Annotated in this window: 10 protein-coding genes; 3 read left to right on the top strand and 7 right to left on the bottom strand. The window is 68.3% G+C overall.

Going from position 1 to position 13,658, the window contains the following annotated elements; genetic code table 11:
* The first annotated feature begins 12 nt into the window (after positions 1 to 12).
* From E1166_RS07895 to E1166_RS07885, 3 genes are all read left to right on the top strand, one after another.
* Positions 13 to 1,701 carry an ABC transporter ATP-binding protein gene (locus tag E1166_RS07895; protein WP_132337092.1) on the top strand — a complete coding sequence of 563 codons (1,689 nt, stop codon included), beginning with the start codon at positions 13 to 15 and terminating at the stop codon, positions 1,699 to 1,701.
* Complete coding sequence (locus E1166_RS07890; protein WP_132337090.1) at positions 1,698 to 3,506, top strand: ABC transporter ATP-binding protein; 1,809 nt, start codon at positions 1,698 to 1,700, stop codon at positions 3,504 to 3,506. The genes E1166_RS07895 and E1166_RS07890 overlap by 4 nt, the downstream gene beginning before the upstream one ends.
* 177 nt (positions 3,507 to 3,683) lie before the next feature.
* Positions 3,684 to 4,904 carry an ATP-grasp domain-containing protein gene (locus tag E1166_RS07885; RefSeq protein ID WP_132337088.1) on the top strand — a complete coding sequence of 407 codons (1,221 nt, stop codon included), beginning with the start codon at positions 3,684 to 3,686 and terminating at the stop codon, positions 4,902 to 4,904.
* Between the two features lie 611 nt (positions 4,905 to 5,515).
* Here the strand turns inward: E1166_RS07885 and E1166_RS31460 are convergent.
* The 7 genes from E1166_RS31460 to E1166_RS07860 all read right to left on the bottom strand — a co-directional run bounded on the left by E1166_RS31460 (position 5,516) and on the right by E1166_RS07860 (position 13,135).
* Positions 5,516 to 5,710 carry a transposase gene (locus tag E1166_RS31460; protein WP_207914077.1) on the bottom strand — a complete coding sequence of 65 codons (195 nt, stop codon included), beginning with the start codon at positions 5,708 to 5,710 and terminating at the stop codon, positions 5,516 to 5,518.
* Between the two features lie 36 nt (positions 5,711 to 5,746).
* Positions 5,747 to 5,881 (bottom strand): hypothetical protein, encoded by a 135-nt coding sequence (locus E1166_RS32470; RefSeq protein WP_279433217.1) that lies wholly within the window; start codon positions 5,879 to 5,881, stop codon positions 5,747 to 5,749.
* On the bottom strand, positions 5,865 to 6,185 hold the full coding sequence (locus E1166_RS31455) for a hypothetical protein (RefSeq protein WP_207914075.1): 321 nt from the start codon (positions 6,183 to 6,185) through the stop codon (positions 5,865 to 5,867). Before E1166_RS31455 ends, E1166_RS32470 begins: the two co-directional genes overlap by 17 nt.
* Before the next feature lie 42 nt (positions 6,186 to 6,227).
* Positions 6,228 to 6,539 carry a hypothetical protein gene (locus tag E1166_RS31450; protein ID WP_207914074.1) on the bottom strand — a complete coding sequence of 104 codons (312 nt, stop codon included), beginning with the start codon at positions 6,537 to 6,539 and terminating at the stop codon, positions 6,228 to 6,230.
* A gap of 366 nt (positions 6,540 to 6,905) precedes the next feature.
* Positions 6,906 to 7,514 carry a helix-turn-helix domain-containing protein gene (locus E1166_RS07870; RefSeq protein WP_165944276.1) on the bottom strand — a complete coding sequence of 203 codons (609 nt, stop codon included), beginning with the start codon at positions 7,512 to 7,514 and terminating at the stop codon, positions 6,906 to 6,908.
* A 272-nt stretch (positions 7,515 to 7,786) separates the two neighbouring features.
* Complete coding sequence (locus tag E1166_RS07865; protein ID WP_132337084.1) at positions 7,787 to 12,058, bottom strand: polymorphic toxin-type HINT domain-containing protein; 4,272 nt, start codon at positions 12,056 to 12,058, stop codon at positions 7,787 to 7,789.
* A 105-nt stretch (positions 12,059 to 12,163) separates the two neighbouring features.
* Positions 12,164 to 13,135: a hypothetical protein gene (locus tag E1166_RS07860; RefSeq protein ID WP_132337082.1), complete on the bottom strand. Its 972-nt coding sequence runs from the start codon at positions 13,133 to 13,135 to the stop codon at positions 12,164 to 12,166.
* Positions 13,136 to 13,658 lie beyond the last annotated feature (523 nt).

The raw sequence follows: 13,658 nt of genomic DNA, 5'->3' as shown, positions 1-13,658 counted from the left end.
CCGCGGTCATGGGTGGAGGTCACCGGCCTGGCCGGGCTGATGTTGCTGGTGACGGCGACCTATGTCGGTCAGGGCCTGATGATCGCGGACCTACTGTCCACGGTCTTCTCGTCGGCTGATATCGGCGGCCTGCTGGCGCCACTGGCCGTGATCGGCGTACTGCAATTGCTTCGGATCGCGTTGCTCGTGGTACGGGACTCGTGGGCCCCGCGAGTGTCGGCGCGGGTGAAGGAGGCGGTGCGTGAAGGACTGACGCTGAAGCTGATGGAGATCGGGCCCGGGCAGGCACAGCGGATGCGCACCGGTGATCTGCAGTCGACGCTCGTGGACTCGGTGGAGTTGCTTGATCCGCTGCTGGGCCGGTTCGTGCCCACGGTGCTGGCGTCGGTCCTGGGGTCCTGCCTCGCTTCGATGTACGTGATAGCGGTCGACCCGGTGATCGGTACGGTCGTGCTTGCGTGTGCGCTGCTTGCGCCGTTGTCCAAGCTCGCCGGGGAGAAGTCGATCAGGGAACGTGGCAGCCGTTGGATGGTGTCCTACCGGAGCATGTACTCCGAGAGTCTGGACGCCGTACAAGGGATGGCGACGCTCAAGGCGTTCAACGCCAGTGGCCGGCGCGGCCGGGAGTTGATCGAGCGCGGTGAGGCGTTCTGCCGTGACTCCATCGGGCTGATGGTGGCCTGGTGCGGTACCTCGAGTGTCAGCGCGCTGATGGTGCCGATCGGCACCACGGCCGCGGTGGGTCTGGGAGCCTGGCACGCAGCCACCGGTGCGGTGAGCGTCGCGGGATTGTTCACGATCCTGATGCTCACCCGCGAGACATTCCGGCCCATGAACGAACTGGAAGCGGCCTACCATTCGGCGTACTACGCCATCCCAGCCGGACGCGCGGTTGCCGACGTGCTGAATCTGGAACCGGTGGTGAAAGACACCGTGACAACGGCACCGGCATTGCGAAGTGACCCTCCCGGGCTGGAGTTCCGCGACCTGCGATTCTGCTACCCGACCCGGCGGGCGCCGGCGCTGGACGGGTTCAACCTGGTGATAGCGCCGGGCGAACGGGTGGCCGTCGTGGGCCGCTCGGGTGCGGGTAAGAGCACCATCATCGCGCTGCTCATGCGCTACTTCGATGCCGAGACGGGGTCCATCCACATCGATGACCGCGACATTCGGGAAATCCCCTTGCGCAACCTCCGATCACTGATCGGCGTGGTGGCACAGGACACCTACCTGTTCCACGGCACGGTTCGCGACAACCTACTACTGGCCAAACCGGACGCCACCAACGAGGAGATCCGTCGTGCGGTGACCGCGGCGCAGGCGGCCGATTTCATCGCTAGCCTGCCCCAGGGGTTCGACACGGTCGTCGGCGAACGCGGTCTGAAACTGTCCGGCGGCGAGCGTCAGCGCATTGCGATCGCGCGTGCGCTCCTCAAAGACGCTCCCGTGCTCGTGCTCGACGAGCCGACATCGAGCATCGATGCCGCCAACGAGGCGGAAATCACCCATGCTCTCGGTGACCTGACCCGCGGCCGGACGACGATCGTCATCGCGCACCGGCTCTCCACGGTGCGCGACGCCGACCGGATCGTGGTGATGGAATCCGGCCGGGTGGTTGAACTCGGCAGCCACCCCGACCTGGTGGCACGTAAGGGCGTCTACGCCGAACTCGTCGCTACCCAGGCTGGTGCGCTCGCATGACCTCGATTGTCCACACCCACCTCCACAACCACAACCACGAGCACGACCACGGCGTCGGAGACGAGGACGACCGGTCGCTGATCGTCAGGCTGAGGAGCCTGGTGCCCCTCCTGGGTGAGCACCGCCGGCTCATCCTGGTCGCCTATCTAGCCGGTGCGCTGCACCAACTGCTCCTGCTCGCCTCTGCCGGAATCGGCGCGTACGTGGTGGCACGGGCCGCTACGGGAGCCCCGCTGAACCAGCTCACCGGCTGGCTGATCGCGCTCGGTGTCCTCATCGTGCCGCTGGTCGTCCTGAGCATCGCCGACAGCACCTACGCCCACATCGCCGCCTTTCGCGCACTGGCCGACACGCGGGCGAAGGTGTACACCGCCTTCGAACGGCTCTCGCCCGGCTACATGCTCGAACGACGTTCCGGCGACCTCGGCTCCGCCGCTGTCGCCGACGTCGAACAGATCGAGGTGTTCTTCGCCCACACGCTCAGCCCACTGGCTGTCGCGTCGACAGTTCCCGTCGCCACCACTGTCGCACTCGGCTGGTTCCATTGGTCGCTGGCCTGCGTCCTGGTTCCGGTACTGGTGCTGCTCGCCTCAGTCCCGGCATGGTTGCGGCGCCAGGCCGAACGACACGGACACGAGTTACGCGACTCTCTCAGCCAGATGAGCGCCGACAACACCGATACCTTCCAGGGACTCCGCGAGCTGGTGAACTTCGGCGCACACTCGCAGCGGCTCGGGCTGCTCCGCAAACAGAGCGTCCGGCTGGCTGCAGCGAAGGCCGCGCACGGACGCCGTAGTGGCATCGAGTACGCCGCCACAGACACCATCGCCCTCCTGGGAATTCTCGTGGTGCTGGTCCTCGGCGCGTGGCTCGTCGTCGCGGGCGAACTCGACCGCGCTCTCTTTCCGGTCGCCGTCGTCCTCGCCGCGATGGCGATGCTGCCGGTGCTGAAGGTGACCGAGGTCGCGCGCGAGCTGTCCGTGGTGGCCTCATCAGCGGACCGCATCAACACGCTGCTCGACGCGCCCGCACCTGTCTCGGATCTGGTCCACCAGTCGCCCGAGGGCCCGATCGTGCCGCATGTCCGCTTCGACGCCGTCACCTTCGCCTACCGTAGCGACCTCGCCCCCGCGGCGCGAGATGTCAGTTTCGAGATCCGTCCTGGCGAGACCGTCGCATTGGTGGGGCACTCCGGCGCGGGGAAGTCCACCTGCGCCAACCTGCTGCTGAGGTTCTGGGACGTCACCGCCGGATCGGTCTCCGTGGGCGGACACGACGTTCGCGACTTTCTACAGGAAGACCTTCGCCGCCTCATGACGCTGGTGCCGCAGAACACCTTTCTGTTCAACACCAGCCTGCGCGACAACATCCGCCTCGGCCGTGCCGACGCCACCGACGAAGAGGTCGAGGCCGCGGCCCGGGCCGCCCAAGCCCACGAGTTCATCACGACACTGCCGGACGGCTACGACACCGTCGCCGGTGAGCTCGGCGCGCTCATGTCCGGCGGTCAGCGGCAACGGATCGCCATCGCCCGGGCGCTGCTCAAGAACGCACCCATCCTGGTCATGGACGAGGCGGTGTCGAACCTCGACGCCGCGAGCGAACAGGCGGTCAATCAGGCGATGAACGAAGCCCGGCACGGCCGCACCACACTGATCATCGCCCATCGGCTCTCCACCATCAGGACCGCCGACCGGATCGTCATGTTGTCCGGCGGACGCGTGATCGAGACCGGAACCCATGAGGAACTGGTGGCAGCCGGCGGAGCGTACGTCGACCTGCTCGCCTCGCAACTCGACGGATGAACCTTCTCGCCCGCGGCGAGGCCCACCGGCCCGCCGCGGGTCGATGAACCAGGAGCCTCCGGCCCGATTCGCGACGGCAGGAGCCTCCGCACCACCTCGGATACCGGCACCGATCGACACCGCCGTCCGGTCGGTCGTCAGCACCGCCCGACCGCTCTCGCGATGTAAGGACCCATCATGCCCAAAATCCTGATCCTCGGTAGCGGACGTGACCTGGACCGCGAGCACATGCTTGCGTCGGTGGCCGCCGAGCACGACGTAGTGCTCGCCCAGGAGTCTCCGGTGACCTGGGAAAGCCGCTACGCCGGCGCCGTACACCGGATCGCCGCCGACGACCTGACTTCCGTGCTGCAGATGGCCCGGAAAGAGTCCGTCGAGGCGGTGCTGACCTGGACGGAGGCCTGGATCGAAACCGCCGCGGCCACCACCAGTGCGCTGCGGCTGCCCGGCCATCCCGTACCGTCGGCCCGCGCCTGCCGGGACAAGCACCGGCTGCACCAGGTGTGGGCCGCGGCTGGTGTGCCATCGGCTCAGTCACTCCTGGTCACCGACGAGGCGCAAGCCCACCGCGCCGCCGTCGAGCTGGGGTACCCGGTCGTGGTCAAGCCGCGTTCGAAGACCGGCGGCACCGGGGTGCGGCTGGTCCGCAGCCCGGCGGATCTGGCCCGCGCCTACGCCGGGGCGGCCGGCGTCGACGGCGCTCTGGTGGAGCAGTACCTGGACGGGCCGCAGATCAGCGTCGAGTCAGTGTTGGTACGCAGCGGCCGGTTGCATGTGGTCGCGGCCGGGAACCGGTACCCCGGCCCCGAGCCCGGGCTCGCCACGGCCAGCCGGCTGGTCTCGGTTCCCCAGCAGGCCGAGCACCTGGCACCGGTACGCCGCGCCATCGATGCCGCCCACGCCGCGCTCGGGCTGTGCGAGGGCGTCACCCACACCGAGGTGCGGTTGACCGCCGACGGCCCCCGGCTGGTCGGGCTCAACGCCCGGCTCGGTGGCGACCTGATCTCCCGGCTGGTGCTCTTGGCCACCGGCGTCGACCTGGTCGCGGCGGCGGTCGACACCGCGCTCGGGAGACAACCGCGGCTGCGGCACACCCGGCAACGTACCGCCGGAATCGTCTTCCGCTACGGTGACGCCGTCGGGGCTACCCTGCCCGCGAGCCCACCCGCTCAGCTGCCCGACGGCGTCGAGTCACTGTGGACGGCACCGGACGCTTCGGCCGACCGATTCGGCGGCCGACTCGGGCATGCCATCGTGGTGGCCGAGGACCACGCCACCTGCCAGGACCAGTTGGAGAAGGCGTACGCGGCGCTGTTACCGCAATCCATCAGCGTCGGCGAGCGCAGCCGTGGCCACCTCGACGAGGGTGCAGTGCTGCGGCTCTCCGGCCGAAGGTGACGGTCCTACCGGGAACCACCGGCAACGTAAGCGACGAAAAGCGCGAAGAAACAGTACGAGGAGTATCGAGACCGCCGAGACAGCTTCGGGAACCCGGCGTGGGCGGGAGCGAAGGAGCTCGCAGAAACCGCCGAGAACGCGGAGGCCGTTGAGGACCTGTTCGATCTATACGTTCCCGACGCCACCGCGGTGTGGGCGCACAGTGTCGGCCCGCAGTGCCGGTGATCGGCCTGGTCTATCTGTTCGCTCACCGGCGCCACCACCGGGCTTACCTTCGTCGTGGCACCCACCGCCGGCACCGCCCTCTACGAACTCTGGACACCCCTGCCGATCATCACGGGTACCACAATCATGGCGGCCGTCACCCTCTTCCTTCTGACCCACCCCAGATTTAGGCAGCTCGATACCAGCCTCGCCTCAACCCGCGACGCCCCATCCCCGGTGCTGAAGGCCGAATAGGTTCAGTGCCACCGCCACGGTTCGGACGCAGGCGGAGATCTCCGGGCTCGTCGACAAGTGCTGGGCCGGCTTGTGGTTAGCCGGATGAACAGGTTGGGTCCGTAGCCGCGTCCCGGTGCCGGCGTGCCGGGAATTCAGATTCCGCATCCGCGTCAGGCTGCCCGGTGGTACTCGTTGATCACTCCGTTGAGTCGTCGTCGGTGCCGTACGGGCTTGTCCATGGGGATGATGACGGCGGGGTCGTGGTTGGGTGGCTGCTGCTGTCGTCCTTGGTGTGGCCGGTGGTTGTTGAAGTGGTCGCCGTGCTGACCAACCACGGTCAGTGCGTGCCGCTTGTTGTAGATCAAAACGTGGTCGGTGCATTCGTGGCGGAGGCTGCGTCCTCAGCGTTCGATGACGCAGTTCGCCTGCGGCGTGCGGGGTGGGATCTTGACCACCGTGATGCCTTCGGCGGTGAAGACGTGGTCGAAGGCGGCGGTGACTTGCGGTCGCGGTCGCGGATCAGAACCGAGGTCCATTCTGGTGAGGTTGCGGGACCCACTGGCCGGTGGGGTGGGCGGTGACGCCGAGGAGGTGGACCCGTCGGGTGGCCACTTCCATGATCACCAGCGCGTACAGGCGTCGCAGCAGGATCGTGTCGAGGTGGAAGAAGTCGATGGCCAACAGGCCAGTGGCCTGGTTGCGTAGGAACGTTCGCCGGTTGGTGTCCTGCTGGCGGGGCGGCGGGCCGGCACGTTGGTGGGCCAGGATTCGTCGGGTCGTGTCCGCCCCGATCCGGTGGCCCAGCTGCTGTAGTTCGCCTTGGATCTGCGATGTCCCCACCGCGGATTGTCGCGGGCCAGTTGTAGCACCAGCTCCCGGATCTCACCGCTGACCGGCGGGCGCCCGGGCTTGTTCGGGTAGGTCCAAGGTGTGGTGCCAGCCGTCGGTGCCATGCCAGCAACGTCGCCGGGGTGGCGTTCGATGGTCCCGCATTCGGCGGGGCAGCCGGCGGGTGAGGGCGGACACCCGGTCCGGCCAGGACAGGCGCGGCCGGCCGGGGACCTGCCGGCGCAGCACCGCCACCTCATGCCGCAGCGCGAGAAGCTCGACCAGCAACGCTCTGTCGCTGCGGATCAACAACCCCAGTCCGCTGAACAGGCGGATCATCCCCAGGTACAGCAACCGCACAATCATACCAGAGATCATCAGACCGAGCCGAGAACTCCCAGCTCACCGCATGTGAGACGAGTTATGGCACGGTACAGGGCACCGAATCCGATGACGACGGCGTCATTCCTCTCACCCTCGGCGAGGTCCGACGTCTGCTGGCACACCTGATCACCACCAACCACCCCTTCGCCCACATCCATCGATGGTCACGATGGCGGCACCGACACCAACACCGCGCCAGAACAGCCCACTACCAGCGAAGACACCGACTTCACCAGGTGCGGCTGGAGTATTAAGCCGAGACGTCCGCGATGCCCCACCCCCACATAGATGACATCCTGGAACGGCCGCAATTCGCTGCTCGCCGAGCGTTGATCGAGGCCTCAAATGCTATGCCCGGCCCGGGTCGGCCGGGTCCACTCCGGCGATGAGGGCGAGATTCGCTGCCGGCACGTTCAACGCCCGCGCCAGCTGGTCGATCAGCGCCCGTTCGGGAACCAGGGCTCCGCGACGGAGCTTCATGATCGTCGAGTCGGCTCGCCCGGCCCGCCAGGCCACCTCTCGCAACGACAGGCCACGCATCTCCACCAGCATCTGAAACACGGCGCCGAACGGGTGCGGCTCCGGTTCCCCCGCCGGTGCGACCGCCGGTCCGATGACCGTTTCCCCGACCTTCATCTGCCAACGGATGAGCCGGTCTTCCAGGAGCCTCACCCGCGCAGAGAACAACTGAACCTCGCCGGCGGCGCCGCCGAGGGAACCCCGCACGGTCACCTCGACAACCTGCACCTCGCCGGGCGGAAGGGCCCGAGCTGAAGAACTCTTACGCACTTCTGTCACCTCGGCGACCCGCCAGGCGCGATTCCACCACGGCAGCTCGCCCAGCAGCGTGTCAAGGAACGTCGCCAGGACCGACCGGTCGACAGCCAGCTTGTCGGCAGGAGCATCGCGCGACCTATCGGTAAGCGCCTTAATTACGGCGGCACTCAGACGTTCCACACTCACCTCCGTCATCTGGGTGGCCGGAACGGGCGGACTGAAGCCCATCCCCAGCCGCGCGCACGCCCGTTCCGTCGATCCACGTGGCCAACGCCGGGAAGCCGTAGGACGTCGGCACTGCGACCAGGGAACCGTCATCGGCTCGCCGTGCATCGATGGTGCCGCTGTGGTTGGCCGGAACCACCATGGCGGGGCCAGCCATGCCGAGACAAGCGTTCAGATAGTTGCTTTCATCGATCGTCCAAACCGTCCGCCATCGGCTCGCCATTACCTCAGTCCTCGTCGTCCTCGCAGAGCGTCGCGCCCTTGTACGTCGGGGACCCGCCGTAACCGGCCGCCGCGAACGCACGCTTGGAGATCTCTTCAAGCATCTCGTCGTTCTCTCCGTAGTCCTGCGGCCGATAGTGGCCGGACCACCGGTTGAACTCCACGACCTTCCCGTCCTTGACCTTGAGACCCCCTGCCATGAGCACACCGTTGGGGACCTCCGGCCTCTCCCATCCCGCGATGCTCGTGTGCCCAGGGTAGATTTCCTGTTCCCACAGGTCCTCGAGAATGTTGTCAGCCACTGCCCTGACCTCGTCATTCGGCATGATCACAAAGTGGTGGCAGCCGTCGGCGAGTGGCCCTCGCCCGTCTTTGCTCCGCCGGACGACTGAAGGATCAGGCAGCTCATCCTGCTCGTCGGTATCCGGAACGCGGAGCGGGAATCGAGCGTCGTAGGCGTTCTTCCAGATGATCTCTTCGCAGTCGCTGTTGTGGACCAGGATCGAGGCGGTCCCGGCGACCACGTAGAACGTGTGCAGGTCGGCGACGGTGAGATTGTGGACGCGGGTCCGCAGGTCGTGGTGCCGCACCGCGGTGATCTGGACATGGGTGCCGGCGCCGGTGCGTAGCCACTGCGCAGGCGTCAGCCGTTCGGCGTCGACCCACTGCGACAGCTCCGGGACCCAGAACGGGTGGTTGTGAGTGGCGGTGATCGTGGAGGCGCCGACGGTGATGTCGACGAGCTTCTTGTCGCCGTCGCCGACGATGGTGGCGGTTACCGGTTTGGCGACGGTGACACCGGTGATCGGGTCGGTGGCCCGCACCAGGTCCCCGACCGCCACCTTCTCGATGGGCCGGCTGGTACCGTCCGCGAGCAGCACCGGGGTGCCGCTCAGGAAGCTGTTGCTTCGGGCGCGGACATCGCACTCGTCGTCGCGGTCCTTCTTCTTCTTGTTGCGCCGGGCGGTGTCGCGCAGCGTGTCCCGCCGCTTCTTCGCGTCCTTGACCTTGTCGAGGAACGCGATCAGCTTGGGTACGAGCTGGACGAGTTTGTAGCCGGCGCGGATCGCCTTGATCCCGCCGAGCAGGCCGACCAGGCTCCACAGGCAGGCCACGACGTTGCCGTCGCGGATGCAGGACACGATGTCCCCGATGCCGGACAGGTCCAGGAACAGGTCCCACGCCTCGGCCTTGATGAAGTCCAGGATGCTCATCCCGGCCTCCTGCTCGGCCTGGCGCAGTTGCTCCAGTTCGTCCGGCGTCAGGTATTGCAGCAGGTCGGCCTCGGTCGCGTCCGGGGGGATGTTGGCCGCGGCGTCGGCCAGCTCCTGCGCGGCGCGCTGCCGTGCGGTTTCCTCCGCCCGGTCGGCGGCCTTCTGCGCGTCGATGGCGTGCTGGAGCGCGTTGGCGGCCGCGGTGGCGGCGCTGTCCGCCGCCTGTTGCGCCTTGACGGCCGCCTGCTGGGCGGCGGCCGCGTCGGCCTCGGCCCGGTCGGCGGCGGCCTGAGCGGCGGCAGCGGCGGCCTCGGCGCTGTTGGCGGCCTGATTGGCCTGGCTGGCGGCCTGCTCGGCCTGCTGTGCGTTGCGCCCGGCGATCGCGGCGTCCTCGGCGGCCTCGTTGGCCGCCTTGCGAGCGGCGGCAGCGTCGACGCTTGCCTGGGCGTCGGCCCGGGCCGCGCTGGCTGCGGCGGTACGCGCCGCTGCGGCGTCGGCGGCGGCCTGCGCTGCTGCCCGCTTGGCTTCGGCCGCGGAGGTGGCGGCCGCAGCGGCCGAACGAGCGGCCTGCGCCGCCGCGGTGTAGGCCGGTCTGACCTCTTCGGCGGCACGAGCCGCCGCTGCTTCGGCGTTTTCGGCAGCGGTGATCGCCTCTCTGGCGCGAGCGGCCGCCGCGTCGGCCTGCTCCTGACCGATGCTCAGGGCCTGCTGGGCGACCAGTTGGGTGAAGTCGGCGTCGATGTCGGCGCCGGTGAACGGGATGACCATGCCGATGGCGGTGTTGGCTGGCTCGGCGATGCCCGCCGCCGACTGCCGGGCCGCCGCCGCCGCATTGATCGCGATCTCGGCTTGCGCAGCGGCGGCAACAGCCTCCGTCAAGGCAGCCTGCGCCTCATCACGCGTGCGGTCCGCCGCCCACAGCGACTTCACGGACTCGTCGGCGGCCTGCCCGGCCAAAGCCTGGGCAGTGTTCGCGGCTTCAGCGGCCTTGGTCTCCTCGGCGGTCGCCTGCGCCGCCTTCGCGTCAGCCCGTGCCCGCGCCGCATGCGTGACCTGCGCGCTCGACTCAGCCTGGTCCGCTGCCGAGTCCGCGGCGACCGCCGCCGCACGCGACTGTTGGCTAGCGGCCCGGGCGAGGTTGGCCGCACTCTGCGCCTGCGTGCTGGCAGCACGGGCGTTGGCAGCGGCACCGGTGGCGGTGTTCGCCTGAGTGCGGGCTGCCCGCGCTGCCGAGCTCGCTATGCCGGCCTGCCGGTCGGCCTCGTCGGCCTGAGCCTGGGCTTCCTGGCGTTCGGCTTCGGTCTCGGCCGACGCCGCGGCGGCCCGCATCGCCTGGGCCCTCGCCTTGGCGGTCTGCTCCGCGCGCTCCGCGGCCATGGCGTCGTCGCGCGCCTGCCGCGCGACGCCTTCCTGGTTCCACGCCCGTTGTTCGGCTGCGCGAGCGGTCGCCTCCGCCGATTCAGCCTTCGACCGGGCCTGGTCCGCGATGGCCGCCTGCGCATCCGCGGCCGAGCGGGCATTACGCGCGATGGCAGCCTGCTGCTCGGCCTCGATCCGGTACCGGTCGGCGTTGGCCCGCTCCGCCTCGGCGATCTGACGCTGCCGCTTCGCCTCGCCCGCCTGCGCCTCGGCCGTCTGCCGCTGCTGACGAGTCTTCGCCGCCTCCGCCCAAGCCTTGGCCTCGGCGGCTTGCGCCTGCTCCTTGGCGGTCTTGGCGCGTGCGGCGGCGGTGTTTGCCGCAGCAGCCTCGACGGCTGTTGCCGCAGCCAACTTCGCGGCCGCCGCAGCGTGCTCCTGCGCGTGCTGGCGCCACTGCGCCGCCTGCCGCTCGCGGGCCTCAGCCTGCGCCTGTGCCCCTTGCGCGTTGTTGGTGGCGATCGTGGCGTCGACCGCATGAGCGGCGGTCGTCGTAGCGCCGACAGCCGCCTGGGAAGCTTGGCTCATCCCCTCCGCGATATCAGCCCACTCCACGCCGTACGTGAGCCCCGTTTCCTGCAGGACCTGCGCCGCCGAGCGTGACGCGGCCGCCGCGGCCTGGGCCTGCTGGGCAGCCAGCCGGACACCGTCCAACTCGGTGGCGATCAGCGCCTTGTCGATAGCCAGATCGCCGGCCTTGCTCGCAACCGTGCCGGGCCCGGCGAGAACCCGCTGACTATGCCGGGAAGCATTGGCAGCACTCGCCATCGCGTTCGCGGCCCGCTGCAACGCCCGGATCCCGTTACCGTGCGCGACCATCATCTGCGCCCGCGCCTCGGACGCCCGCCTGGCGCGCTGCGCCAGATCAGAAAGCTCCTCCGCCGCCTTGTTCCGCGCCTCGAGATCCGCCAGGTACTGCTCCCGTGCGGCGGAGTCGGCCCTCGCCGCCGCCGCATAACCGGTGGCGAAGAACGCGGCCACCGCCGCGTCATCGCCGGCCAGCGCCTGCTGGGCGGCAGCCTTCACCTGCGTACCCGTCGGCGCTGCCGCCGCGAACACCCGCAACCGCTCCCGCAACGCCGCAGCCCGCTCACGCGAGTCACCGGCCGTCTTGTCGTCACGGGCACGGGCGATGTCGGCACCGTAAGCCAGAAACGCCTTCCGGTCCTCATCGGTGCCGGCCAGCACCCGCTGCACCTCGGCGTTGAAATAGCCACCAGGCACACCGGTGCCCACCATCGCCCTGACCCTCGTCAGCCGGTCTGCAGCTTCCAGACGCTTACGCTCACGCACCCGCTGGTCGATCACCGGCATATCCATCAACGCGAACTGGCGGATCGCTGCCGCGTTTCCGGTCGCCAGCACCTGCAACGCGGCGTCACGGATCTCCGGTTCCTCGGTCAGCTCCGCAAGATCAGTCACCGCCTGCACCCAGCGCTCATTGCTGGTCACCACACCCGCAGTGCCGTTCCACTCCTCGGTGACCAACGGCGGAACCGGAACTGGGGGCAGGTTCTCGGCCTGCGCACTCGGCCGTGGGGTAGCCGGGGTGGCCGCAGCCGGTGGTGCGTGCAAATTAGTGGCGATCGTCACTGCGGTGACGATCAATGCCAAAAATGCGCGCACTTCAGACAAGTTCTTCTTCACGCGATACCTGCCCATGCGTCAGCGTCGGCGCGTTTGCCGGCGCCGGAAAGCGAGAAAGGGACGAATCGAGCCGTGCGGCCAGTGCCGGTAATTGACGTCAGATTGTCAGGAAGTCATGTCTCGCTCGCCGGCCAGTGCCATTTCGTAGAGAGAAGTCCAGTACGTGGCCTGCCTCGTGGCGTTAGCCTGCTCGTTGGTCCACTGCTGACCGTTAGCTTGCGCGCTGACCGTGATGGACTTCCAGTTCGGGTTGTCCGCAGCCGCCGCGGCGGCCAGCGCCACCTGTTGCCAGTTCGCCGCCTGCCGCTCGGCAACCTCGACGGCGGTGTCCCAGGTGGACTTGGCCGGCTCGGCCTGCGCGCCGAGCGCGCGCCAGGCGCGGGCGGCGGCCTCTCGAGCCAGCTCGCGTGCTTCGCCCTCGGCGGCGAGCGCCGCCGCGTGCGCGGCATGTGCGTCGGCCAGCAAGATCTTGATCTTGGAGCGCCAGATCATGTCGGTGTTGGCGCATTGCGTCTGATGGGTCTGCATGTCCACGGAGGCCGCGGCGGCCCAGTCGTAGGCGTAGAACTCCACCACATCGGCGTCGGTGGCCTCGGCGCGTAGCGCGAGCCCGGCCGCGGCTCGAACCTGCGCGCCGGGATCGTGCTCGCGCAGTTGAGCGACGAAGTCACGATCGGCCTGCAGTAGGCCGGCAGCATGATCGCCAGAGGCTTCTCGGGCGATCCGGTCGCGATCCTTTGCGGCCGCGTAGCCGGTCCGGGCGAAGGTGTCCAGCGCGGTAGTGCCGCTGTTGATCGCGTATTGGGCGGCCGCGTGCACCTCCGGAGAGAACTCCGCGGGGTGGGTGGCCATGATCCGCTTGGCGAAGTCGAGGTTGCGCGCGGCGAGTTCCTGTGAACGGCTGACCGCGTACGGGAACCCCGAGGTAAAGAAGCGGTCGATGGCAGCGGGAACATTACTGCTGGTCAAAGCGTTCCAGGCGGCCGTCCGCACCAGCGCACGCGGATCGTAGAGAGCCAGGAAGCGTACGAAAAGGCGATCTTCCTCGGCTTGGTCAAAAGCCGCACTCGCCATCACGGTGGAGTCCCGCGCAGTCGCCCATGCTGGCACAGCGACGCCGCCGAGCAGGCCCGGTGCCACTAGCAAAAGAGCAAGCATCGCCGCGGACCGCGTCCGCACACGCCTATTCATTTGGCCAACCCCCGTGGCAGCAGAAGCGACACCGTAGTTCGATGAACGCCGAACGCGAGAGATTCGTACCACGAATCCATACCGGACACAACCGTGTGTCGCAAAACCTTAAATCATGGTGAAATGCGCATATGACAGGCTGTGGGTGTAGCTTGCCGTCGATGCAACTCGCGGGCTAGCCTAACCTAGCCACCATTCGGGACTCGGCAATCCGTGGCATGCCATCACAACGTCGCTAATTCATCCGCCCACCACGCGAGACGGCACCTTTCTGTTCATCGACAAACGGGGATCGCATTGAAGACAGCACACGGGCGTCCGCATGCCCTGCACGTCCTGATCACCAGCACCGCCACCATCGTAAGCTTGGTCGCATTCCTCGCCGGGCCAGCCGCCGCCGCCCCCACAC

Source organism: Micromonospora sp. KC213 (assembly GCF_004348325.1).
Lineage (GTDB): Bacteria > Actinomycetota > Actinomycetes > Mycobacteriales > Micromonosporaceae > Micromonospora.
Note: the sequence above shows the minus strand (reverse complement) of the source record. Positions and strands in the feature narration are given on the sequence as shown.

Bases quoted from the DNA above. Each gene is read 5' to 3' on its own strand.
- E1166_RS07890 (WP_132337090.1), top strand. From the start codon at position 1,698: ATGACCTCGATTGTCCACACCCACCTCCACAACCACAACCACGAGCAC.
- E1166_RS07885 (WP_132337088.1), top strand. From the start codon at position 3,684: ATGCCCAAAATCCTGATCCTCGGTAGCGGACGTGACCTGGACCGCGAG.
- E1166_RS32470 (WP_279433217.1), bottom strand. From the start codon at position 5,881: ATGGACCTCGGTTCTGATCCGCGACCGCGACCGCAAGTCACCGCCGCC.
- E1166_RS31450 (WP_207914074.1), bottom strand. From the start codon at position 6,539: ATGATTGTGCGGTTGCTGTACCTGGGGATGATCCGCCTGTTCAGCGGA.